This is a genomic window from Kocuria sp. WN036 (assembly GCF_002287015.1).
GTDB lineage: Bacteria > Actinomycetota > Actinomycetes > Actinomycetales > Micrococcaceae > Kocuria > Kocuria rosea.
Genome location: NZ_NSKF01000002.1, coordinates 107,714 through 131,317 on the forward strand (window position 1 = coordinate 107,714; position 23,604 = coordinate 131,317).

20 protein-coding genes and 2 tRNA genes are annotated in these 23,604 nt (G+C 72.7%); 12 read left to right on the top strand and 10 right to left on the bottom strand.

Annotation, left to right across the window (positions count from 1 at the left end):
• The first annotated feature begins 130 nt into the window (after positions 1-130).
• On the top strand, positions 131-1,657 hold the full coding sequence (locus CK505_RS01935; protein WP_095650029.1) for a peptide MFS transporter: 1,527 nt from the start codon (positions 131-133) through the stop codon (positions 1,655-1,657).
• 22 nt (positions 1,658-1,679) lie between these two features.
• Here CK505_RS01935 and CK505_RS01940 read toward each other — a convergent pair whose 3' ends face one another.
• Entirely contained in the window at positions 1,680-2,759 is a 1,080-nt protein-coding gene (locus CK505_RS01940) for a nitronate monooxygenase (protein ID WP_095650030.1), read from the bottom strand.
• A 129-nt stretch (positions 2,760-2,888) separates the two neighbouring features.
• Between CK505_RS01940 and CK505_RS01945 the strand changes: the two genes are divergently transcribed.
• The 3 genes from CK505_RS01945 (at position 2,889) to CK505_RS01955 (ending at position 7,149) form a co-directional block, all read left to right on the top strand.
• Complete coding sequence (locus CK505_RS01945) at positions 2,889-4,352, top strand: APC family permease (protein WP_051063846.1); 1,464 nt, start codon at positions 2,889-2,891, stop codon at positions 4,350-4,352.
• A 39-nt stretch (positions 4,353-4,391) separates the two neighbouring features.
• Positions 4,392-4,781 carry a universal stress protein gene (locus CK505_RS01950; RefSeq protein WP_017835095.1) on the top strand — a complete coding sequence of 130 codons (390 nt, stop codon included), beginning with the start codon at positions 4,392-4,394 and terminating at the stop codon, positions 4,779-4,781.
• A 127-nt stretch (positions 4,782-4,908) separates the two neighbouring features.
• Positions 4,909-7,149 carry an MMPL family transporter gene (locus tag CK505_RS01955; protein WP_095650031.1) on the top strand — a complete coding sequence of 747 codons (2,241 nt, stop codon included), beginning with the start codon at positions 4,909-4,911 and terminating at the stop codon, positions 7,147-7,149.
• Positions 7,150-7,190: 41 nt separating this feature from the next.
• Here the strand turns inward: CK505_RS01955 and CK505_RS01960 are convergent, their stop codons facing one another.
• Positions 7,191-8,024, bottom strand: coding sequence for a phosphatase PAP2 family protein (locus CK505_RS01960; RefSeq protein WP_255250862.1), 834 nt, complete (start codon positions 8,022-8,024; stop codon positions 7,191-7,193).
• Between the two features lie 437 nt (positions 8,025-8,461).
• Here CK505_RS01960 and CK505_RS01965 point away from each other — a divergent pair, with 437 nt between their 5' ends.
• The 4 genes from CK505_RS01965 to CK505_RS01980 all read left to right on the top strand — a co-directional run bounded on the left by CK505_RS01965 (position 8,462) and on the right by CK505_RS01980 (position 13,634).
• A complete protein-coding gene (locus CK505_RS01965; protein WP_017835092.1) occupies positions 8,462-8,794 on the top strand; it encodes a glutaredoxin domain-containing protein in 333 nt (110 codons plus the stop codon).
• A 104-nt stretch (positions 8,795-8,898) separates the two neighbouring features.
• Positions 8,899-10,092, top strand: a complete 1,194-nt coding sequence (locus CK505_RS01970) for an ROK family transcriptional regulator (RefSeq protein WP_095650033.1) — start codon at positions 8,899-8,901, stop codon at positions 10,090-10,092.
• A gap of 186 nt (positions 10,093-10,278) precedes the next feature.
• The gene (locus CK505_RS01975; RefSeq protein ID WP_017835090.1) at positions 10,279-11,694 is read left to right on the top strand and encodes a sugar porter family MFS transporter; all 1,416 of its coding nucleotides are present in this window, start codon (positions 10,279-10,281) and stop codon (positions 11,692-11,694) included.
• Between the two features lie 263 nt (positions 11,695-11,957).
• A complete protein-coding gene (locus tag CK505_RS01980; protein ID WP_095650034.1) occupies positions 11,958-13,634 on the top strand; it encodes a thiamine pyrophosphate-dependent enzyme in 1,677 nt (558 codons plus the stop codon).
• A 120-nt stretch (positions 13,635-13,754) separates the two neighbouring features.
• Here the strand turns inward: CK505_RS01980 and CK505_RS01985 are convergent, their stop codons facing one another.
• Positions 13,755-15,068: an MFS transporter gene (locus CK505_RS01985; RefSeq protein ID WP_095650035.1), complete on the bottom strand. Its 1,314-nt coding sequence runs from the start codon at positions 15,066-15,068 to the stop codon at positions 13,755-13,757.
• 82 nt (positions 15,069-15,150) lie between these two features.
• Between CK505_RS01985 and CK505_RS18770 the strand changes: the two genes are divergently transcribed.
• The 3 genes from CK505_RS18770 (at position 15,151) to CK505_RS02000 (ending at position 17,881) form a co-directional block, all read left to right on the top strand.
• Positions 15,151-15,996, top strand: coding sequence for an MSMEG_6728 family protein (locus CK505_RS18770; RefSeq protein ID WP_095650036.1), 846 nt, complete (start codon positions 15,151-15,153; stop codon positions 15,994-15,996).
• Between the two features lie 86 nt (positions 15,997-16,082).
• Positions 16,083-17,084: a zinc-binding dehydrogenase gene (locus CK505_RS01995; RefSeq protein ID WP_017835086.1), complete on the top strand. Its 1,002-nt coding sequence runs from the start codon at positions 16,083-16,085 to the stop codon at positions 17,082-17,084.
• On the top strand, positions 17,081-17,881 hold the full coding sequence (locus tag CK505_RS02000; protein ID WP_197723059.1) for a GntR family transcriptional regulator: 801 nt from the start codon (positions 17,081-17,083) through the stop codon (positions 17,879-17,881). The genes CK505_RS01995 and CK505_RS02000 overlap by 4 nt, the downstream gene beginning before the upstream one ends.
• A 210-nt stretch (positions 17,882-18,091) precedes the next feature.
• Here CK505_RS02000 and CK505_RS02005 read toward each other — a convergent pair whose 3' ends face one another.
• The 4 genes from CK505_RS02005 to CK505_RS02020 form a co-directional block, all read right to left on the bottom strand.
• On the bottom strand, positions 18,092-19,540 hold the full coding sequence (locus tag CK505_RS02005; protein ID WP_141246764.1) for an ATP-binding protein: 1,449 nt from the start codon (positions 19,538-19,540) through the stop codon (positions 18,092-18,094).
• Positions 19,537-20,229, bottom strand: a complete 693-nt coding sequence (locus tag CK505_RS02010; RefSeq protein WP_095650038.1) for a response regulator transcription factor — start codon at positions 20,227-20,229, stop codon at positions 19,537-19,539. The genes CK505_RS02005 and CK505_RS02010 overlap by 4 nt, the downstream gene beginning before the upstream one ends.
• Before the next feature lie 341 nt (positions 20,230-20,570).
• A complete protein-coding gene (locus tag CK505_RS02015; protein ID WP_095650039.1) occupies positions 20,571-21,371 on the bottom strand; it encodes a rhomboid family intramembrane serine protease in 801 nt (266 codons plus the stop codon).
• Positions 21,372-21,533: 162 nt separating this feature from the next.
• Entirely contained in the window at positions 21,534-22,079 is a 546-nt protein-coding gene (locus CK505_RS02020; protein WP_017835081.1) for a peptidylprolyl isomerase, read from the bottom strand.
• 159 nt (positions 22,080-22,238) lie between these two features.
• Here CK505_RS02020 and CK505_RS02025 point away from each other — a divergent pair, with 159 nt between their 5' ends.
• Positions 22,239-23,111, top strand: coding sequence for a hypothetical protein (locus tag CK505_RS02025; RefSeq protein ID WP_095650040.1), 873 nt, complete (start codon positions 22,239-22,241; stop codon positions 23,109-23,111).
• Between the two features lie 131 nt (positions 23,112-23,242).
• Here CK505_RS02025 and CK505_RS02030 read toward each other — a convergent pair.
• From CK505_RS02030 to CK505_RS02035, 3 genes are all read right to left on the bottom strand, one after another.
• Positions 23,243-23,318: transfer RNA gene (locus tag CK505_RS02030), tRNA-Ala, on the bottom strand.
• A gap of 12 nt (positions 23,319-23,330) precedes the next feature.
• The gene (locus tag CK505_RS18775; RefSeq protein ID WP_255219369.1) at positions 23,331-23,453 is read right to left on the bottom strand and encodes a hypothetical protein; all 123 of its coding nucleotides are present in this window, start codon (positions 23,451-23,453) and stop codon (positions 23,331-23,333) included.
• A gap of 33 nt (positions 23,454-23,486) precedes the next feature.
• Positions 23,487-23,560, bottom strand: a tRNA-Ile gene (locus tag CK505_RS02035).
• Positions 23,561-23,604 lie beyond the last annotated feature (44 nt).

Genomic DNA, 23,604 nt, shown 5'->3' on the forward strand with positions numbered 1-23,604 from the left:
GCACCGCGGTCCCGGGCGTCGCCCGTCCCGCCGCCGGCACCGCCCACCGGGGGGTGAGCGCGACGGGGCCGCCGGCCGCGGGCGCGCACCGATTGGTGCTCGACCGCCCGGCAGGCCGATCATGGTGCGCATGACTTCCCACACCCCCCGCGCGGCGGACGGCGCCACCGGCGCCCCCGACCCGCGCGACCACCACGACAACCGCCCCGGCGCGGAGCTCCCCCGCCCCGGTGCCCGGTCCTTCTTCGGCCAGCCGCGCATGCTGGCGAACCTGTTCAGCGTCGAGCTGTGGGAGCGCTTCTCCTTCTACGGCATGCAGGGCATCGTCCTGCTGTACATGTACTTCGCCACCACCGAGGGCGGGCTCGGCATCGACCGCGCCACGGCCGCGGGCATCGTGGGCGCCTACGGCGGCGCCGTCTACCTGTTCGCCATCCTGGGCGGGTGGGTCGCCGACCGGCTCCTCGGCTCCGAGCGGACGATGTTCCTCAGCGGCGTCCTCATCATGGCCGGCCACGTCTCGCTGGCGCTGATCCCCGCCGTCGCGGGCCTCACTATCGGCCTCGTCCTCATCGCGATCGGGTCCGGGGGGCTCAAGGCCACGATCACCAATCTCGTGGGTGCCCTCTACGACCGCCAGGACCCGCGCCGCGACGCCGGCTTCTCGATCTTCTACATGGGCGTGAACATCGGCGGACTCCTCGGGCCGCTCCTGACCGGCTTCGCGCAGAAGACCTGGGGCTTCCACCTCGGCTTCGGCCTGGCCGCGGTGGGCATGGCCTTCGGCCTGGCCCAGTACGCCCTCGGGCGCAGGAGGCTTCCCGCAGAGGTCCACCACGTGCCCAACCCCCTGCCGCGCGAGCAGTACGGGAAGTGGGCGGGGATCGCCGCGGCGGCGATCGCCGTCGTCGTGGCCGCCGCCCTCACGGGGGTGCTCAACGCGGCCAACCTCGCCGACGTCGTGGTGGGGGTGATCGTGGTGGCGGCCGTGGCGCTGTTCGTCCTCCTGCTCACCAGCAAGAAGGTCGACGACGACGAGCGCTCCCGCGTGCGGGCGTTCATCCCGCTGTTCATCGGCTCGGCCGCGTTCTGGGCGCTGTTCCAGCAGCAGTTCACGGTCATCACGATCTACTCGGACACCCGGCTGGACCGCGCGCTCGGCGACTGGACCATGCCGATCTCCTGGGTCCAGTCCTTCAACCCCTTCTTCATCATCCTGCTCGCGCCGGTGTTCGCGGTGCTGTGGACGAAGCTGGGCGACCGCCAGCCCGGCACGCCCACCAAGTTCGGCCTCGGCATCGTGCTGATGGGATCGGCGTTCCTGATCTTCCTGCCCATGGTCGGGGTGTCCTCGGTGCCGGTCCTGTGGGCCGCGCTGATCCTGCTGGTCGCCACCCTGGGCGAGCTGATGGTCTCCCCGGTGGGCCTGTCCCTGTCCACCCGGCTGGCCCCGCGGGCCTATCCCGTGCTGATGGTCGCCCTCTTCTACCTGTCGGTGGCCCTGGGCACGGCCCTGTCCGGCGCGCTGGCCGGCTACTACAGCGAGCAGACCGAGGCCGCCTACTTCGGGACCCTGGGCGCCGTGACCATCGTCGTCGGCGCCGCCCTGCTCGTGCTGTCCCCCTGGATCCGGCGGATGATGCGCGGGGTGCGCTGACGGCCGTGCCGGGCACCCGCCGTCAGGGACCGGTCGGTGCGCGGAGGATGCCGCGCACCACCTCGGCGGCGGGGACCTCCTGTGCGGCCGCGAACTGCGGACCGGCCCACAGGGCGATGGCCTCGGGGTCCCCGGCCTGCGCCGCGGCCGCCCGGATGGGCTTGGTCATCTGGTTGACCTGTGGATATGCCGCTGGGGCCATATTCGTGAAGCGGTCGAGGAAACCGTTGCGCACCCCGCGCGCCAGCCGTCCCGAGAACGCGCGGGTCACGGCGGTCTCCGTGTAGCGGCCCGAGCCGAGGGCCTCCCGGTACGCGGCGGACGTCCCCGCCTCGTGTGTGCGCAGCAGCAGCGTGCCGACCTGCACGGCGTCCGCCCCGGCGGTCAGGGCCGCGTCCGCGTCCGCCGCGGAGGCGATGCCGCCCGCGGCCACGAGCGGGACGTCCACGGCGGCGCGGACCGCGGCGACGAGCTCCACCAGGGGCTCCTCGCCCGGGACGTCCTCCGCGCGGTGGGTGCCCCGGTGCCCGCCGGCCGCCGGGCCCTGGACCGTCAGCAGGTGGGCACCGGCCCGCACGGCGGCCTGGGCCTCCGGGACGGAGGTCACCGTGACGGACGTCGTGGTGCCCACCGCCGCGAGCCGCGCCAGCACGGAGACCGCGGGGAGCCCGAAGGTGAACGAGACGACCGGGACCCGCAGCACCTCGACGAGCTCGAGCTTGGCGGCCCACCCGTCGTCGTCGGCGGGGTCCGTGTCCGGCAGCTCCACCCCGTACCGGCGGGCCGTGTCTTCCAGCGCCTCCCGGTAGGCCGCGACCGACCGGTGCACGGCGGGGTCGACCGCCGTCCCGGGGGCCGCGGTGTTCGCCGCCTGCGGGACGAACAGGTTCACCCCGAACGGGCCGTCCGTGCGCGCCCGGACCTCCTCGACGTCCGCGCGGACGCCCGCCGCGGGACGGTTGCCGGCGGCCAGGAAGCCCAGGCCGCCGGCGGCCGTGACCGCCGCGGCCAGCGCCGGGGTCGAGGGCCCGCCGGCCATCGGGGCGCCCAGGAAGGGGAGGCGGAGTTCGGTCAGCCGGAAGCGGGGCGCTGTGCTCGTCATGGTCCCAGGCTAGGAACACGGCGGCTCGTCGTCACCACCTGGGCCGGGCGCGGGGCGTGGCATAGGCTGTGGCCACGGTCACCGCACGCCGGGGCCCGCCAGCCCGTCACCACCGATTCGAGGCATCCGATGGCCCAGTCAGCCGAATCCGGGACCCGGTCCCGCCCCCAGCCGGAGCTCAAGCGCGTCATGGGCCCCGGCCTGCTCCTGCTGTTCATCGTGGGCGACATCCTCGGCACCGGGGTGTACGCCCTCACCGGGAACATCGCCGGAGAGATCGGCGGCGCCGCGTGGGCCCCGATCCTCGTGGCGTTCCTCGTGGCGACCATCACGGCCTTCTCCTACCTCGAGCTCGTGACCAAGTACCCCGGCGCCTCGGGCGCAGCGCTGTACACGCACAAGGCCTTCGGCATCCACTTCATCACCTTCCTCGTGACGTTCGCGGTGCTCAGCTCGGGCCTGACCTCCGCCTCGACGGCGGCCTCGGCCGTGGCCTCGAACTTCGCCCGCGGCTTCGGGCTGGAGGTGGACACCACGACCATCACCGTGATCGCCGTGATCTTCATCGCGATCCTCGCCGCCATCAACATCCGCGGCGTCACCGAGGGCCTCGCGTTCAACGTGGTGCTGACGTCGATCGAGCTCACCGGCCTGCTCATCGTCATCCTCGTGGGGTTCTGGGCGGCGTTCCAGGGCCAGGCCGACTTCAGCCAGACGATGGTGTTCGAGACCTCGGAGGACAAGGGCATCTTCCTGGCCCTCACCGCGGTGACCTCGCTCGCGTTCTTCTCCTTCGTGGGCTTCGAGGACTCCGTCAACATGGTCGAGGAGACCAAGAACCCCAGCCGCGACTTCCCGCGCGTGATGCTCTTCGGCCTCGGCCTGACGGGCGTGGTCTACATCCTGGTCTCGATCTTCACCGTGGCGGTCGTCCCCATCGGCGTGCTCGGGGAGTCGACCACGCCGCTGCTGGACATGGTCCGGATCGGCGCCCCCAACATCCCCATCGACACGATCTACCCGTTCCTGACGATCTTCGCCGTGGCCAACACCGCCCTGATCAACATGCTCATGGCCTCCCGGCTGCTCTACGGCATGGCCCGCCAGGGCGTGCTGCCGGACTTCCTGGGCCACGTCCTGCAGGGCCGGCGCACCCCCTGGTCGGCCATCGTGTTCACGAGCCTTCTCGCCATGGCGCTGATCGTCGTCATCAACAACATCCTCGGCAGCGGCACGGCGAGCGCCCTCGGCGGCACCACGGCCCTTCTCCTCCTGGGCGTGTTCACCATCGTCAACGTCGCGGCGATCATCCTGCGCAAGGACCACAGCCCCACCCACGACTACTTCCACGCCCCCCGGGTCCTGCCCTACCTGGGCGCGATCACCTGCGCCTACCTCGTGGGGCCCTGGGCACAGGACCTCGTCGAGTACCAGATCGCCGTGGTCCTGCTGCTGATCGGGCTGGGCCTGTGGATCGTCAACTTCGTCTACGACCGCCTGTTCCTCGGCCGCAAGGTGCGGTTCGAGCACCCGGAGGCCCTCGCCCGCATGGAGGACGAGCCCGCGGACCAGGACCCCCACCGCGGTCCCTGACCCGTTCCGCCCCACCGTGCCGCTACCCCAGGAGAACCCGTGACCGTCGTCGTCGGATACATGCCCACCGCCCCCGGACACGCGGCGCTGGACGCCGCCATCCTCGAGGCAGAGCGCCGCGGCACCGACCTGGTGGTGGTGCAGCCGCGGCCGAGGCGCCACCAGCCGCCGGAGATCGAGGCAGACATCGACGTGGAGCGGGAGAGGCTCGCCCGTGCCGGAGTGCGCTACGAGCTGCGGGAGCCCGACCACGACAGCGACCCCGCCGACGTCATCCTCGACACCGCCCGCGAGCACGGGGCCGAGCTCATCGTGCTGGGCATCCGGCGCCGCTCCCCCGTGGGCAAGATCATCATGGCGAGCACCGCCCAGCGCGTCCTGCTCGAGAGCCCCTGCCCGGTGCTGTGCGTCAAGGCCGTCTACGACTGAGCCCGGGATTTTATTTCTGTTTTCGAAATATTAGTCTGATCCCAGACCCCGGCGCCTCCGGTTCCGCGGTGGGGTCCGTCGGTCGCCGCGGCTCCGACCTGCTCCTGCCGCTCGTGAAAGGCACGCCATGACCACCCCGGCCCCCACCGCGTCCCGTCCCGCCCCGTGGGCCGAGGCCCCCGGGTCCCCCGCACCCCCGCGGCGCTCCCGCTGGACCACGCTGCTGCGGATCCTGCTGCCGGCGCTGCTGATCGTCGGGTGGCTCGCGGTGGCCGGCGTGGGCGGGCCGTACTTCGGGAAGATCTCCGAGGTCTCGACCAACGACCAGTCCAGCTTCCTGCCCGAGTCCACCGAGTCCACGCAGGTCACCCGGCTGCTGGGCGAGTTCCGGGACTCGGAGGCGATCCCCGCGATCGTCCTCCTCGCCCGGGAGGGCGGGCTGACCGCCGCCGACCGGGCGTGGGCGGAGGACGCCGCCGCGGCGGTGCAGGAGAGCGGCCTTGCCGAGGGGCAGACCTCGCCGCTGATCCCGTCCGAGGACGGGGAGGCCTTCCAGCTCGTCGTCCCCCTGCCCGACGGCGAGGTCGTCGACGACGTCGAGGCGCTCGCGGAACGGTTCGAGACGGACCGGCCGGAGGGCCTGCAGAGCTACGTGACGGGCCCCGCCGGGTTCACGGCCGATCTCGTGGCCGGTTTCGAGGGCATCGACGGGATCCTGCTGGGCGTGGCGCTGGCCGTGGTGTTCGTGATCCTCCTCGTGGTCTACCGCTCCCCCGTGCTGCCCGTCCTGGTGCTGCTGACCTCGGTCTTCGCCCTCAGCGCCGCCATCCTGGTCGTGTACTGGCTGGCGGCCAACGAGCTCGTGACCATCAGCGGCCAGGTGCAGGGCATCCTGTTCATCCTCGTGGTCGGCGCCGCCACCGACTACTCGCTGCTCTACACGGCCCGGTACCGGGACGCCCTCCTGCACCACCGGGGACGGGCGGACGCGACCCGGGCGGCCCTCAAGGGCTCGGTCGAGCCGATCGTCGCCTCCGGCGCCACCGTGATCGCGGGCCTGCTGTGCCTGTTGCTCTCGGACCTCGCCTCGAACAAGGCGCTGGGCCCGGTGGCCTCCGTCGGCATCGTGATGTCCGTCCTGGCGGCCCTGACCTTCCTGCCCGCGGTCCTCTACGCCACGGGACGGGGGGCCTTCTGGCCGTTCCGGCCCCGCTACGACGCCTCGGGCGCGGAGCGCGTGCGCGTGGTCGAGCACGGGGCCGGCACCCGCCCGACCGTCGAGGGGCGAGGCGTGTGGGCCTCGGTGGCCCGGTTCGTGGCCCGCGCCCCGCGGGCGATCTGGGTGGTGACCACTGTGGTGCTCCTCGCCCTCGCCGGGTTCAGCACCCAGTTCGAGGCCTCGGGCGTGGAGCAGAGCGAGCTCGTGCTCGGCGAGTCCCAGGCGCGGGACGGCCAGGAGGCCCTGGCCCAGCACTTCCCCGGCGGCTCCGGCAGCCCAGCGGTCCTGCTGGTCCCGACCCGTTCCCTGGACGCCGCGGTCGAGGCGGTCGAGGGCACGGAGGGCGTGGCCGGCGTCGTCGCCGTCGCCAACGACTCCCCGTCCGGCACCCTGCCCCTCGGGGAGGACGCCCCGCCCCCGGCCGGGCCCTTCGCCGGGGCCGAGCCGACGGAGGCCGAGGGCCTCTATCAGCTCCAGGCCACGCTGTCCGACGCCGCCGACTCCCCCGAGGCGGAGCAGACCGTCCGGGAGCTGCGCGAGAACCTGCGCGCGGCGGACGCGGAGATCCTCGTGGGCGGCACCACAGCGACGAACATCGACACCAACGAGACCTCGATCGCCGACCGCACGCTGATCATCCCGGTGATCCTCGTGGTCATCACCCTGATCCTCATGCTGCTGCTGCGCTCCGTCCTGGCCCCGGTGCTGCTGATCCTCACCACCGTGGTCTCGTTCTTCACGGCCCTGGGCGTCTCCGCCCTCGTGTTCAACAACGTCCTGGACCTGCCCGGTGCGGACCCCTCGGTCCCGCTCTTCGGCTTCGTCTTCCTCGTGGCGCTGGGCATCGACTACAACATCTTCCTGATGTCCCGGGTGCGGGAGGAGTCGCTGGTGCACGGCACCCGGGCTGGCATCCTCCGGGGTCTCACCCTCACCGGCGGGGTGATCACCTCGGCCGGCATCGTGCTCGCGGCCACGTTCGCGGCGCTGGCCGTCATCCCGATCATGTTCCTGGTGCAGCTGGCGTTCATCGTGGCGTTCGGCGTGCTCCTGGACGCGCTGATCGTCCGGTCGCTGCTGGTGCCGGCCCTGACCTACGACATCGGCCGGGCCATCTGGTGGCCCTTCCACCGGCGGATCGAGCCCTGAGACCCGGCGGGGCGCCCGGTGCCACGGCCGCGGGCGGCGTGTCAGGCGGCGTGGTGGTCCGTCCGCCGGGCCACGACCGGCACCCGTGCCGTGTCCGGACGAGCGTCCTCGGCGGGGCTCTCCTCGGCGGCGGGCCCCTGCTCGACGTCGTGCCACGCCGCGTCCTCCTGCTGCCAGCCGAAGCCGTAGGCGAGCGCGGGCACCAGGTGGTTGGCGAGACCGCACCCCACGGCCAGGCCCGCCCAGGCGACGGGGAACGAGGCGAGGACGTCGAGGGGGTAGTGCACGCCCAGGTAGAGCCGGGACAGCCCGACGAGCACGGCCGTGCCCAGGCCCGCGACGAGGACGGCGGAGGCGGACCTCGACCGGCGCATCGCGAGGCAGAACGCCGCCGCGATGGCCAGCGCGGCACCCGCGTGCCCGGAGGGGAAGGACGTGATGCCGTCCACGAGGACGAGGGGTTCCGGGAACGCCGTGCTGTCCGGCCGGGGGCGGCCGACGGCGACCTTCACCATCCCGACCGCGGCCCAGCCGGAGAGCGCCGTGACGGCGAAGCCGGCGGCGTCCCAGGGCCGCCGGCGCGCCAGGGCGAGCCAGGCGGTGAGGGCGGCGATGATCGCGAACGCCCCCGGGGTGGAGAACGCGTGGTGCAGGACGAGCGCCAGCGCGTCCAGGACGCCGAGGCGCGCCGCGTCGAGCCGGTGCAGGACCTCGATCTCCTGTGCCGCGACTCCCGGGGAGTACACCAGCAGCCGCCCCACGGTCGCCGTGACGAGCACGACGATGAAGGGGACGACCACCCACTGGTGCAGCTGGGGGAGGGACCAGGTGGAGCGGGCCGGCCGGGGGGAAGAGTGCTGCGCCGGAATTGCCATGCCCACCACCATGACACACGCCACGTTCCGGGAGTCCCCGAACGCCCGGCCCGCAAGAGAGTTCGGGAACAATTCCCCGAATCGGTACAGAGAATGACAAATCATGAAGCTTGACCGCAGGAACGGCGCCGGCAGGGCTGCTGTGTGACGCTCCGCGTCCTCGGTGTGACGTCAGCAGCGCCATCGGTCGGAAAAGGTTGATGTTCGAGCAAAGACACGGAGTTTCACGTGGAACAGCGGACATTTGCGGAAAAATCAATTGTTATCGGATGTTCTCCATGACGGACACCGCCACGGCGGTCCTCCGCCACCCTCTCGGCAGGCTCTTGCCACTTTCAGCCCCTGTCCCCTCATCGGGGGACAGCACTTGACGTGGAACGGTCCGGCTAGACTGGGCCCCCACTCCCACCCCGCCGCCCGACCCGCGAGGAGCCCCCGTGTTCAAGAAGGACAAGTCCCGCAGCCGCCGCCCGGCCGCCTCCCACGCCGAGGCCGTCCAGCACGTGGCGGAGGGCGGGGTCGCCATCTACTGGCGGCCCGGGTGCCCGTTCTGCGGCATGCTCGAGCGCGGACTCGGACCGGACGCCGAGCGCGCCATGTGGACCAACATCTGGGAGGACCGGGACGCCCTGGCCTTCGTGGAGTCCCTCAACGACGGCAACGCCACGGTGCCCACGGTGGTGACCCGCGACGAGCACTTCGTCGCGGCCTCCCCCGCCCAGGTCGCCGCCGCCAGAGGGCTGATCGCCGAGGCCGGCAAGGTCCTCTGAGAACAGGCGGGCGGAGCCGCCGGCCCGCCCACCCCTGTCTTCGACCTGTGAACGCTGATTAGGATGACAGTCCTGTTCACGTTCACCGGTGAAAGAGGACGATGATGTCCGAGCCCGCGGGGTCCCCCGTTCCACCCGGTTCGCAGACGTCCCTGCGCAACGCCAACCAGCGCCGGGTGCTCGACGCGGTGCGCCGTGACGGGCACCTGACCCAGGCGCAGATCTCCCGTCGCACCGCACTGGCGCCCTCGACGGTGTCCAGCATCGTCCACCAGCTGATCGGTGCCGGCCTGCTCGTCATGGAGACGGACGGCGCCGGCCGCCGGGGTCAGCGCATCGGCTTCCGGGGCTCCGCCGGCCACGTGGTCGGCATCGACGTGGGACACCGCCACGTCACGGTGGCCGTCGCGGACCTGAACCAGAGGATCCTCGCCCAGCGGCGTCACGAGCTGCCCGCCGAGCACCGCTTCGCCGAGGACCTCGAGCTGGTCGGCCGGACCCTCGACGCCCTCCTCCGGGAGCACGGCACGGCACGGTCCGGGCTGCTCGCCGCGGGCCTCACCCTCCCGGCCCCTGTGGACCTCGAGGGCCGGCTGGTCAGTGCGAGCGCGATCCTCCCGGCGTGGAGCGGGATCGACGTGCGCGAGGAGGCCGGCCGCCGGCTCGGACTGCCCGTCGTCGTCGAGAACGACGCCAACGCGGGTGCCCTGGGCGAGCACGCCTGGGGCGCCGGGCGCGGAGCGCAGCACATGGCCTACCTCAAGATCGGCCACGGCGTGGGCGCCGGTCTGATCCTCAACGGGTCCCTCTTCCGCGGCGCCACCGGGTCCGCCGGGGAGCTCGGCCACACGACCGTGGACGAGCACGGCCGGGTGTGCCGGTGCGGAAACCGCGGGTGCCTCGAGACCTACGTGTCCTCCGGGGACGTCACCGGCCTGCTGAGCGCCACGCACGGGACCGACTTGACCGTCCCCGAACTCGTGGCGGCGGCGCTCGCCGGCGACGTCGGCTGCGGGCGGGTCATCGGCGACACCGGCCGCCTGCTCGGCACGGCGGTGGCCAACCTGTGCAACACCATCAACCCGGAGCTCGTGGTCGTCGGCGGCGAGATCGCCCGGGCCGGCGAGCTGCTGCTCGGCCCGCTGCGCGAGGTCGTCTCCCGCCAGGGCGTCCGCGGCAGCGTCCGGGGCCTGCGGATCGAGACCGCCCTGCTGGGGATCGAGGCGCACGTGGCGGGCGCGGTGATCCTCGCCCTGCAGCACGCGGAGCTGCCCGTCGGGGCCCTTCCGGCAGGATGACGCGCCGGACGACACCTGTCTTCGACTAATGGACATTCAGCGCACTGAGTTTTAGTGTGGACCGCGTCACACGAACCCTGCGGCGTCGGCGGGTGCGTCCGCCCCGGGGTGCGGCGGACGGCACGTCCCGAGCCCACGCCGCTTCCTCCACCAGCAGCCGATCTCCACCAGCAAGGGAGCTGTCCGATGAGCCAAGACGCCACGACCCCCAGGGTCGCGGAGCACCCGAACACCTCGGCGGTCCTCCGGATCACCATCGTCGCCGCCTTCGGCGGCTTCCTCTTCGGCTACGACTCCGCGGTCATCAACGGCGCGGTCTCGGCCATCCAGGAGGAGTTCGGGGTCGCTCCCGGACCGCTCGGCTTCGCCGTGGCCTCGGCCCTGCTCGGCGCCGCCGCAGGTGCGTTCTTCGGCGGCCGGGTCGCCGACGCCCTGGGCCGCGTCCCGGTGATGAAGATCGCCGCGGTCCTCTTCCTCGTCAGCGCGATCGGCTGCGGTGTGGTGGACAGCTTCGGCTGGCTGATCTTCTGGCGCGTCGTCGGAGGCATCGGCGTGGGTGTCGCCTCCGTCATCGCTCCCGCCTACATCGCCGAGGTCGCCCCGGCTTCCATCCGCGGCCGGCTCGGCTCGCTGCAGCAGATGGGCATCGTGCTCGGCATCTTCATCTCGCTGGCGGTGGACGCCTGGCTCGCCGCCATGGCCGGCGGCTCCACCCAGGAGCTGTGGCTCGGCCTGGAGGCCTGGCGGTGGATGTTCATGGCCGAGGCCATCCCGGCCATCGCCTATCTGATCGGCGCGTTCACGATCCCCGAGTCCCCCCGCTACCTGGTGGAGGACGGTCGCTCCGACGAGGCCGAGGCCGTGCTGGCCAATCTGCAGGGCTCCGCGTCGGCGGCCGAGCGGGTGCGCCTCATCAAGGAGACCCTCCGGATCGAGCACAAGCCCCGGCTGTCCGATCTGAAGGGACGGACGGCCGGTCTCAAGCCGATCGTGTGGGTGGGCATCGGCTTGGCCGCGCTGCAGCAGTTCGTGGGCATCAACGTGATCTTCTACTACTCGAACGTGCTCTGGCAGTCCGTGGGGTTCACCGAGGCCGACTCGTTCACCATCACGGTGATCACGTCCGTGGTCAACGTCGCCGTGACCATCGTGGCGATCGCGCTCGTCGAGAAGGTCGGCCGGCGCCGGCTCCTGCTCATCGGCTCGGCGGGCATGACCCTGTCCCTCGCCACCCTCGCCGTCCTGTTCGCCACGGCCGACGTGGTCGACGGCGCACCGGTGCTCGGCCCCACCGCCGGTCCCCTCGCCCTCGTGGCCGCCAACCTGTTCGTGGTCTTCTTCGGCGTCTCGTGGGGTCCCATGATGTGGGTCCTGCTGGGCGAGATGTTCCCGAACCGGATCCGCGGCGCCGCCCTGGCCGTGGCCGGATTCGTGCAGTGGATCGCCAACTGGCTGGTCACCGTGACCTTCCCGGCCCTGGCGGCCTTCTCCCTGGGCGTCGCGTACGGGCTCTACGCGTTCTTCGGGCTCGTCTCCCTGATCTTCACGATCAAGATGGTCCGCGAGACCACCGGCATCGAGCTCGAGGACATGCAGGACTGAGCACCGCGCAGGATCCACGACGGCGGCGGTGATCGTCCCCTCCGGGGGAGACCACCGCCGCCGTCGTCGTCGTGCCCGGGCCCGGGAGCGCACAGGGCACCGCGGGCGCTGTGCGTCCTTCTTTACTCCTCCGTGACCGCCAGGACACGGATCGCCGCCCGTATCGGGTATTTTCGGATGAACTGCGCCAGGCCCGGACCCCCGAGCCGGTTCCGGCCTGCCCAGCCCCACCGCTCCATTTTCAACGGCGAAAAGGACCCACGTTGACCCAGACCACTGCGGACCCCGCATCCCCCGCACAGACCACTGCCCGCAAGTCGGCGGGCCACGTCATCGTGGACACGCTCGTGGCGCACGGCGTGCAGCGCACCTACGTGGTGCCCGGCGAGTCCTACCTGGACGTGCTCGACGGTCTGCACCACTCGTCGATCGAGACGGTCGTCTGCCGCCACGAGGGCGGTGCGGCCTACATGGCCGAGGCCGACGGCAAGATGGGCCCCGTCCCGGGCGTGGCCATGGTGACCCGCGGCCCCGGCGCGGCCAACGCCCACGTGGGCCTGCACACCTCGTGGCAGGACTCCACCCCGATGGTGCTGTTCGTGGGCCTGATCCCGTTCGAGCACCGCGACAAGGAGGCGTTCCAGGAGTTCGACCCGCACGCGTGGTTCGACTCCGGGGCCAAGCGCGTGATGGTCCTCGACCACGCCGAGCGGGCCTCCGAGATCGTGGCCGAGGCGATGTTCGCCGCCAACTCCGGCCGCCCCGGCCCCGTGGTCGTGGGTCTGCCCGAGGACATCATCCGGGCCGAGATCGACGCGACCCTGCACCCGCCGATCCCCGTGGCCCACGGCGGGATGACGGTCAACGACTGGAAGGCGCTGCGCGACGCGCTCTCGACCGCGGAGAAGCCCCTGTTCGTGACCGGCGGCAACGACTGGACCGTCGAGGGTGCGGCCGGCCTCACGGACTGGCTCGAGGAGCACCACCTCCCGGCCGCGGCCGAGTGGCGCACCGAGGGCACCGTCCCGTTCGACTCGGACTCCTACGTGGGCCCGATCGGCTACGGCCGCCCGAAGGCGACCTTCGAGATGCTCGAGGAGACCGACCTGCTGGTCTTCGTGGGCACCGTCCCCGGCGACGTCATCACCAACGGGTTCCTGGTCCGCCAGGACTGGGAGAAGAAGAACTTCCTGGTCACCATCGACCCGTCCCTGCGCGGGCGCTCCGGGCCGGTGTCCTACCAGATCGTGGCCAAGCCCGACGTGTTCGTGCGCGACCTCGTGCGCATCGACCTGCCGGCCAAGCCGGCGTGGAAGGAGTGGACCGCCCGGCTGCGGGCGCAGCAGGTCGAGTTCTCCACCCCCGTGTCCACGGAGCCGTCCGGGGGCCGGGCCCGGATGGACACCATGATGGCCCACCTCGTGGCGGGTCTGCCCGACGACGCCATGTGCACCTTCGGCGCCGGGGAGCACACCAACTGGGCGCACCGCTACTTCCCCGCCAAGGGGTACGCGGCGATGATCTCCGCCCGCAACGGCTCCATGGGCTACTCGGTGCCCTCCGCCGTCGCGGCCTCTTTGCGCTACCCCGGCCGGCGGGTGGTGACCATCGCCGGTGACGGCGAGTTCCTGATGAACGGCCAGGAGCTGGCCACCGCCGCCCAGTACGGGGCCACGCCGCTGGTCATCGTGATGGACAACCAGGAGTACGGCACGATCCGCACCCACCAGGAGCGGGACTACCCGGACCGCGTCTCGGGCACCCAGCTCAAGAACCCCGACTTCGCCCTCATGGCCCAGGCCTTCGGCGGGTTCGGGGTGCGCGTGGAGACCGACGCCGAGATCCCCGGCGCGCTCGAGGCCGCCCTGAGGGCGATCGACGAGGAAGGGCAGTTCGCCCTGATCCACCTGATCGTGGAGCAGCGCGTCAAGGCCTACTGACCCGCGGGCCGTCCACCGCTCGTGCGGTGAGCGGAGCGGTGCCGCGTCCGGTCGGGACGCGGCACCGCCCCCGGTCCGCACGTCCCCGTCCCTGCGCCCTGTGGGGTGCAACGGCGGCGCTCAGCCGGCCAGCGGGTGCGCCAGCTCGTCCTCGCGCATCCGCCCGGCCCACAGGGCCACCAGCCCCAGCGCCGGGGTCAGCAGGGCCACGATCCAGAAGATCACCGGCAGGGGCACCACCTGGGCCACGGGTCCCGCGACCGCCATCGACACCGGCATGAGGGCGATCGAGACGAAGAAGTCGAGGCTCGAGACCCGCCCCAGCATGTGGCGCGGGACCCGGCGCTGCAGGAGAGTGCCCCACAGCACCATGCCCGCGCCGTCCCCGGCGCCCACGAAGGCCAGGCACAGCGCCATGACCCAGAACGAGTCGGTGGTCGCGACGAGACCGAAGGGCAGCGTCCCGAACCCCCACAGCACGATCATCCAGCTGAGGTAGCGCCGCGGCAGGGGCAGCGACGCGACCACCAGGGAGGCCACCGCGCTGGCCCCGCCGTAGCACGCCAGCAGGTAGCCGAACGTGGAGGCGTCCCCGCCCAGCCGGTCCCGGACCAGGAACGGGACGAGGACCTCCAGGGGACCCAGCAGCAGGAAGACCGCGAGCACCGCCCACAGCAGGGTCCACAGCAGCCACGGGGTCCGCACCGTGTAGCTCACGCCCTCCATGAGGTCCTGCCGCACGGACCGGAGGGCGCCCACCGCCTCCCGCGGCGGGGACGGCTCCCCCGCGCCTGGATCCGTGTCCGCGCCGGCGTCCGCGCCGGCGTCCGAATCGGCGTCGTGGCCGGGCACGTGCAGGCGCAGCAGCAGCACGAGCGCGGCGGCGTGGCAGAGCGCGATCAGGGTAAGCGCGCCGCCCGGGGCGACCAGCCCGATGAGCAGACCCGCCACGGCCGGTCCCGCCGCCTGCTGCAGCAGCGGGCGCGCCGTGCCCTCCACCCCGTTGGCCGCGAGCAGCTGCCGGGCGGGCAGGATCCGGGGCAGCGAGGCCGAGTAGGCCGGATAGAAGAAGCCGAGACCCGCGCCGAACACGAACGCCGCCGCGGCGAGGTGCCCCATGCGCAGCCCGTCCGCCAGGGCCAGGACGGCGAGCGTCCCCGCCGTCAGGAGGTTGGCGGTCTCGACGAGGCGCAGCACCCGGGCCAGGAGGAAGCGGTCGGCCGCGATCCCGCCCACGAGCACGAAGACGAGCATGCCGAGCGCGCCCACCGCAGTCACGGCCGAGAGGTCCACGGCCGTGCCGTCCAGCTGCAGGACCTGGTGCACGAGGGCCACCGCCCACATCCCGGCGCCGAAGACGCTGCTGAACATCGCGAAGGCGAGCACACGGTACCGGCCGAGCCGGAACGGCTCCAGCGCGCGGGGCAGGGGCATGCCCCCAGTGTCCCCCCGCGCGGGCCCCGGCGCACGGGCCGGTGCGGTGGTGGAGGCCGCGGATCCGTAGGACACTGGGGCGGTGCAGACCTTCCTCCCGTACCCGGACTTCGCCCGCTCGGCCCGCGTCCTCGACCGCAAGCGGCTCGGCAAGCAGCGGGTGGAGACCCTGCAGGTGCTGCGCGCGGCCACCGTGCCGGGCTACGGGTGGTACCGCCACCCGGCCACGGCGATGTGGGCCGGGCACGTGCCCGCCCTGGTCGCCTACGGCCGCGCGATGGTCGACGAGTGGACGGCCCGCGGCGGGGCCGACAGCACGGGGTGGCAGATCCGCGAGTTCGCCCCCGAGGCCTGGGACCGCGCCCCCGACGACGACGTGGCGCCGCCGCCGCCCTGGCTGGGCGACGAGGCGTTCCACCGCTCGCACCGGTCGAACCTGCTGCGCAAGGACGAGGAGCTCTACCGCGCGGTCTTCCCCGGCGACCCCGCCGGCCTGGACTACGTGTGGCCCGTGCCCGCGGAGGGCCGCACGCCACCCGCCGAGCCGCCGCACGGCCGGCGGGCGTGGGTCCTGGCGCCGGGCGCGCACGAGGCGGCGGGCGGCGCCGTCGTCGTGCCCTTCCGCGTCCCGGACGGCGTGCGGGAGAGCCACTGGGTGCAGGCGGTGGCCCGCGTCGAGGAGGAGCTGCGGGAGGGTGAGCCGGTGCTGCTGCTGCACGGGCCGCCCGGCCCGGAGCAGGTCGTGGAGCGGACGGTGCTGGGCGAGAACGTGCACCACGCCGTCGGCGGGTTCTCCCTCGAGCTCGAGCGCGGGGACCGGGTGCTGCGCCGCGACCTGCCGGCGCCCGCCCGGCTGCAGTGCCCCCGCCCGGTCTTCGCGGTCCCCGCCGAGGCCGTCGGCACGGATCCGGGCGCCCCGCGGGTTTAATCCGGCGTCACGCCCGTCCCAGGCACCAAACCGTGGGTAGCATGTCACCCACCGGCGCCCGGCGCGCCCGACCCCAGGAGGCGCGCATGCGAGCATCCCACGTCCCCACCACGGGCACCGTCACGGTCACCGACTGGCCCGATCCGCACGCCCGGGAACCCGGTCAGCTGGTGGTGCGCATGCTGCACGCCTCGATCTGCGGATCCGACCTGCACGCGGCCTTCCACGGCCTGCTCCACGCGGAGGGCCCGCGCCGCCCCGGCTACCCCGGCCACGAAGGGGTCGGCGTGGTGGTCGAGTCCCGCTCGGAGCGCGTCCCGGAGGGCACCCTGGTGCTGACGGTCCCCCAGGGCGAGATGGGCGGGTGCTTCGCGGAGCTCCAGCTGCTGGACGACCTGCACGTCGTGGAGCTGCCCGCCGGCACGGACCCGGGCGACTCCCTGCAGCTGCGGCGGCTCATGATGGCCCAGCAGTACGGCACGTGCCTCTACGCCATGCGCCAGTTCTGGCCCGTGGAGACGCCTGCCCGCCGGGCGCACACGTGCGTGGTGATGGGCGCGGGGTCCGCCGGGCTGTTCTTCGTGGAGGAGGCCCGCCGACTGGGCTTCGCGCACGTCGTCGCCTCCGACCTGGACACGGGCAGGCTCGAGGTCGCCCGCCGGCTGGGCGCCGTCCCCGTGCGGGTGCCGGAGGAGGACCTCGCCGCGGTCGTGGCCGAGGTCACCGGGGGCCGCGGCGCCGACCTCGTCATCGAGGCCGTGGGGCACGACGTGCTGCGCGACCAGGCCGTCGAGCTCGCGGCCGACCGGGGCATCGTCGGCTTCTTCGGCCTGCCGGAGCGGCACGGGCACACCGAGGTCCCGCTGTGGACGGCGTTCCGCAAGAACCTGCGGCTGCAGTGCTCCGTGGCGGCGCAGGCCGAGCCGGGGCTGACGTCCTTCCGCGAGGCCCTCCGGCGGATCTCCGAGGGCGAGATCGACGTGGAGCACTGTCTCGGGCCCGAGTTCCCCCTCGAGCGGATCGCGGAGGCCATGCAGCGGGCCGAGGAGCACCGGCCCGGGGACATCAAGCTGACGATCACCCCGTGACCACCCCACCCCGCTCCGTCGCCGGGTCCCCGGCCGGCGACCGTCCCGGGCCGGCGGCCCCCGCGCTGCCGTCCGTCACCGCCACGACCGGGAGCTCGCTCGCCGTGCAGGTGATGGCCGCGGTGCGCCGGGCGATCACGGCGGGCGAGATGGAGCCCGGGCGCCTCTACTCGGTGCAGCAGCTGGCCTCCGCCATGGACGTCTCCCGCAGCCCGGTGCGGGAGGGCCTGCTGCGGCTGGGCGAGGCCGGGCTGATCCGGTTCCACCGCAACCGCGGCTTCGAGATCGTCGAGGTCAGTCCCGACGACGTCGCCGAGATCTTCGCGGTGCGCACCGCCCTGGAGGTTCCGGCCGCCCGCCGGGCCGCACGTCTCGCGGCGCCCGAGGAGCTGGACCGGATCCGGGCCCGGTGGGAGGCGCTGCACGAAGCGGCCGGGACCGGGGACCTCGAGGCCACCGCCGAGGCGGACGAGGGACTGCACCGTGCGCTGCTGCTCGTCGCCGGCAACGCCCAGGCCGTCCAGCTCGTGGAGCGGCTGCGCACCACCACGTCCTTCCTGGGCGTCGTCGCCGCCACGTCGCGGCGGCCCGTCGGGGAGCTCGCGCGCGAGCACGACGCGCTGGTCCGGGCCGTGCTCGCCCGGGACGAGGCGGAGGCGGCACGCGCCATGCGCGAGCACCTCGCCTCCACCGCGCAGCGGCTCGTCGCCCAGGCCCTGCGCGCCCAGCGCACGCCCGAGGAGCGCCTCGAGGAGCTCACCGCGCAGGTCTGGGGCGCCGCCGCCGCCGGGTACTGAGAGCCCGGCGGGCGAGCCGCCGCCGGAGGCCGGGGACCCCGGGCGCGGAGCAGTCGAATGCCCCGGTCCGCCGACGGACCGGGGCATTCCGCACGGCTGCCCGGGGTGCATCCGTGCTCGTCGGAGCGGGGTCGGGGGGCTCCCGCCGACCAGGGAGACGCTAGGCGGCCCGCGTGACGGTGCCGCCAACGGGAGGTGAACGCGAGGTGCTCAGCCCTCGCCGTCCCCGCCCTCCCGCGGGAGACGCACCTGGAAGCGGCACCGGCCCTCCGGATCCTCGCCCGCGCCGATCGTCCCCCCGTGGGCCGCGACGATCTCCCGACTGATGGCCAGGCCCAGCCCGGATCCGCCCGTGTCCCGGGTCCGGGAGTCGTCGAGCCGCACGAACCGCTCGAAGACCCGTTCCCGGTCCTCCGGCGCGATGCGGTCGCCGTCGTTGACCACGGTCACGACCGCCTCGTCCCCCTCGGCCGCCAGGGAGACGGCGATCCAGGTGTCCGCGTGCCGCTCCGCGTTGGAGAGCAGGTTGCGGACCACCTGCTGGAGCCGGCTGGCGTCCCCCCGGACCCGCACGGGGTCCACGTGCACGCGCACCTCGTGCCGCGAGGCCGGCCGCATCCGGGCGATCTCCTCCCGGACCACCTCGTCCAGGTCGGTGTCCGCGGTGCGCAGCCGCAGCCCGGCGTCGTCGACCTTGGCGAGGGTCAGGAGGTCCTCCACGAGCTGGCCCATCCGGCGGGACTGGGACCTCAGGACGGGGGCGACCTCGGACCACGTCGCCCCGGACGGGTCGGAGCCGGCCACCTCGATCGTGGTGGTGAGGGTGGCGAGCGGGCTGCGGAGCTCGTGGGAGGCGTCCGCCACGAACCGCCGCTGCGCCCGGTCGGAGGTCTGCAGCCGGTCCAGCATCCCGTTCATGGTCTCGGCGAGCGCCGCGATCTCGTCCCGGGTGGGGGGCACGTCGACCCGCTCCCCCAGGCGGGTCGTGCCGATGCGCCGGACCTGTCCGGTGATGCGGCGCACCGGGGCCAGGGAGCGGCCGACCAGGAACCACATGAGCGCGGCGCCGAGCAGCGCCAGCACCGGCCCGCCGACCAGCAGGAACAGGGACACGGTCTGGAGGGTGCCCTGCTGCAGCGCCATGGGCACGGCCACGGTGAGGGTCAGGGGCACGCCGTTGATGTACATGCCGTGAGCGACATACACGTGGTCGTCGGTCCTGAGCGTGAGCCCGTCCCCGGTCGCCGCGGAGTCGAAGGACCGCCCCGGCTCCAGGACCGGCACGGACAGGTCCGTGCCCAGCGCGCTGGCGGGGGACGCGGCCACCACCTGTCCGTCGGCGTCCTGGAGCTGCACGATGACCCCCGGGCGGCCGAGCCGCAGCATCAGCTCGCCGAGCCCGGCCTGCGTGAACACGGCCGTCTCCCCCGCCGCGCCCCCGGCGCTGCGCGGGCCCCACGGGAGCCCCAGGTCCTGGAGGATCTCCGTCTGCCGGGCCACGGCCTGGTCGTGGGCGGCCCCCACAGCCGCGCGGCTGAGGACCTCGAGCAGCACGGCTCCGGCCACGGCCATCACCAGGAGGATGAGCAGCGCCGCGGCGGCCGTGCTGCGCTCCCGCACCCCCCACCGGTCGAGGAGCCCCCTCCTGGCGGAGGTCACGACGCCGGCGCCCCGGGCTCGTCCGGGACCAGCCGGTAGCCCATGCCGCGGACCGTCTGCAGGGTGGAGAGGCCGAAGGGCGCGTCGATCTTCTTCCGGAGATAGCCCACGTAGACCTCGACGATGTTCTCGGAGCCCTCGAAGCCGGCGTCCCACGCGTTGTCCATGATCTCCAGCTTCGAGACGACCTTCTCCGCGTTCTGCATCAGGTACTGGAGGATCACGTACTCCTTCGCGGTGAGCTCGAGCGCCGTCCCCCGGCGGGTCACGGTCCGGCGGACGGGATCGAGCTGCAGGGACCCGACCGTGAGCACCACGGGCCGCTCGGGCGCCCCCCGGCGGATGAGGGCGCGCAGCCGCGCCACCAGCACGAGGAAGCTGAAGGGCTTGGTGAGGTAGTCGTCGGCGCCGAGGTCGAAGGCGTCGGTCTGGTCGTACTCGCCGTCCTTGGCGGTGAGCATCAGGACGGGGACCCAGTTCTCCGCGGCGCGCAGGTCCTCGAGCACCGCGTAGCCGTTCCTGCCGGGCAGCATCAGGTCCAGGACCACGACGTCGTAGGGGTTCTCGCCGGCCAGCCACCCCCCGGTGATGCCGTCGTGGGCGACGTCGACGACGAAGCCCTCGTTCGTGAGCCCGCGGCGCAGCGACTCCGCGAGGTCCACCTCGTCCTCCACCAGCAGCACGCGCACGCGTCCTCCCGTTCTCCTCCGTGGGCGCGGCGGGATCCGCACCCCTCCAGTCTTCCGCACGCCGCCTGAGGATCCGATGAGGACGGCGTCCCGGCCGGCACGGTCGTGCCCCTTCTCCCCAACCGGTGCACAACGTTGTCCACAGGTGTGGAGAACTGTGTGCACAGCTCGCTCTCCACAGCGTTATTAACAGCTGTGGAAGCCGCCCCGGCCCTGTCCACACCGTTGCTCACAGGTGTGGAATTCCACCGGTGTAACTTGTCGACAGGTGGGGACAACCCCTGTGGAGAACACGGTCGTCCGCCGGCGCGCGAGTGCTCGGGGACGGGCCGCGGCCGGCGTCACCGGCGGCCGCCGGCACCCCGGCGCCGGCGGCTGGCGGCCGTGTAGCCGAAGGCGACGATGGCTCCCGTGACGAGTCCGCCGAGGTGCGCCTGCCAGGCGATGCCGGGGAAGAGGGAGCCGAAGACGACGTTCACGCCGATCAGCACCGCGATGGGGGTGATGGACTGCCCCAGGTGGCGCTGCAGCACGAACAGGGCGCCGAACAGGCCGAAGACGCCCCCGGACGCGCCGACCACGAGGCTGAGCGGATGCGACAGGAGCAGGACGCCCACGGATCCGCCCAGGACGGAGAGCAGGAACAGCAGCAGGAACCGGCCGCGACCCAGCGCCGGCTCGAGCATCCGCCCGAACAGGTAGAGCATGTACATGTTCAGGATCAGGTGCAGCGGACTGGACATCGAGTGCAGGAAACCGCTCGTGAGCATCCGCCACGGCTCGGAGGTCGTGGTCACGGGGGCGTAGGCGAACATCTGCAGCAGGCTCACGCCCGCCGCCTGCACGAGCCACTGCAGCGCGTAGACCACCGCGTTGACGCCGACGAGCCACCAGGTGACGAGCATCGGGGAGCCCTGGGCCGCGCGGCCGCCGAGGCTCGTGCGGACGGCGGGGCGCGAGCGCGTCGCCTCCTGCACGCAGTCGACGCAGTGGACGCCCACCGCGGCCGTGCGCTGGCACTCCGGGCACGTCGGCCGGCCGCACCGCTGGCACCGCACGTACGCCGGACGGTCGGGGTGGCGCGGGCACACCGGGACGTCTCCCCCGGTGGACGCGCCGTACTGCGGTCGTTCGCCGCTCACTGGGACTCCTCCTGGGCCGGTTCGCTGCGGGCCCGGTTCGCTGGACGGGATGGACGGGGGCGGACGGGACGGCAACGGCGCAGGCCCGTCCGGATCGCTCCGGACGGGCCTGCGCCGCTGGTCCCCGTCCCGGCGGTGCCGGGACGGGGAGACTGCTCGGATCTAGAGCTGCTCGATGTCGATCGAGGTGACCACGCAGTCCTCGACCGGACGGTCCATGCCGCCGGTGCGGACGCTGTTCAGCTCGTCCACGACCTTCCGCGACGCGTCGTCGGCCACCTCGCCGAAGATGGTGTGCTTGCCCTGCAGCCAGGTGGTGGGGGCGGTGGTGATGAAGAACTGGGACCCGTTGGTGCCCTTGCCGTTGCGCTTGCCGGCGTTGGCCATCGCCAGGATGTAGGGCTCGTTGAAGTCGAGCTCGGGGTGGATCTCGTCGTCGAACTCGTAGCCCGGTCCGCCGATGCCCTGGCCCAGGGGGTCCCCGCCCTGGATCATGAAGTCCTTAATGATGCGGTGGAAGACCACGTCCTTGTAGAGGGGACCGGTCTGCTTCTCACCGGTGCGCGGGTCGCTCCACTCCTGGGTGCCGTCCGAGAGGCCGATGAAGTTCTTGACGGTCTTCGGGGCGTGGTTGCCGAACAGGTTCACGACGATGTCGCCGTGGTTCGTGTGGATGGTCGCCTTGGCGGTGGGGATGGCAGAAGTCATGCGCCCATTCTTGCACGGCCCCCGGAGGCCCTTCCCGGTGGGGTCGCGGGGTTCAGCGCACAGTGAAAAGGCCCGGGATTGCGCGGCGCACCCTCCTGCCCCGACGGCTCTGCCCGTATGCTGACAGTGGATTGTCACGACCCGAGGAGGGATGGATTCATGAGCTTCAAGAAGACCAAGAGCGAGAAGAAGGCCGTCGCGGCGCAGAAGGCCGCGGAGAGCAAGGTCCTGGACGCCGGCAAGTGGGCGTCCAAGGAGATCGGCGACCTCGCGCCCCGGCTCCAGCACAGCGTCGAGGCGGGCGCCGCGGCCCTCGCCGGTGGCGTCGCGACCGCCGGCCCCAAGGTCCAGGAGGGTCTGGGCCGCGCCCACGACCTCTCCGGCTCCGCCAAGCTGAAGGCCGCCGCGGTGACCGCCCCGGTCGCGGCCAAGGCCGCGAAGACCGCCGGCCCCGTGGCCGCGAAGGCCGCGGACCGGGCCTCCGAGAGCCGCGCCGCGATGCAGGCGAAGTACGCCGGTGCCGCCGCCCTGCTCGCGGGCAAGTTCGCCGACGCGGACACCCCCGAGCAGCTCGAGGCGATCGTCGCGAAGCTGACCGGTGACAAGAAGGCCGTGGCCAACGCGAAGAAGGCCGCCTCGAAGGTCGCCAAGGACTACGCCAAGCAGCAGAAGAAGGCCGAGAAGTCCCACAAGGGCCTCCTGCTGCTGGGCCTGCTCGTGGCCGGCGGTGCGGCCGGCGTGGCCGCCTGGAAGGCGTCCCGCCCGGTCGAGGACCCCTGGAAGACCCCGGCGGCCACGTCCCCGCGCGTGACCGCCTCCCCGGTGGCCCAGCAGTCCACCGTGGCCGCCGGCACCGGTGTGCAGGTCGACGACGTCAAGGACGCGACCACCCCAGCCGGTCAGTCCGGTGGTGTCTCGGACGCCGCCGCCGAGGTCAAGGACAGCGCCAAGACCGTCGGCGAGGACGCCAAGACCACGATCCACGAGGTCAAGGAGCAGATCCAGGGCAAGAAGGACGAGAACGAGGCCTGACCCCCGCCCGTTCGGGCAGAGGCCCCCGCACCCGGCAGGGAGCGGGGGCCTCTGCCGTTGCGGCGGCGCGCGGTGACGAGCCCGCGAACGAGAAGATCCCGACCGAGCGTCTGCTCGATCGGGATCCGATGTGGTGGAGACGAGGGGACTCGAACCCCTAACCCTCTGCTTGCAAAGCAGATGCGCTACCAATTGCGCCACGTCCCCGTGGTGTCCGGGCTACTCCACCTCGTCGGTGGCGTCCGCCCAGGCGTTCCTGTCGGCGTCGGCCTCCCGCAACTTGGTGAGCACGGCGACCGACGCGCCGACCAGGGCGAGAGCCGCAGCCATCTTCCTGTTCACGCCTGCCTCCTGACCTGCGGAAAAGGGAAACCGTGGGCGTACCAGGAATTGAACCTGGGACCTCTTCGTTATCAGCGAAGCGCTCTAACCGTCTGAGCTATACGCCCTCTCACGGCCCTTGCGGACCGAGAAGAAACGATACCGGAGTTGC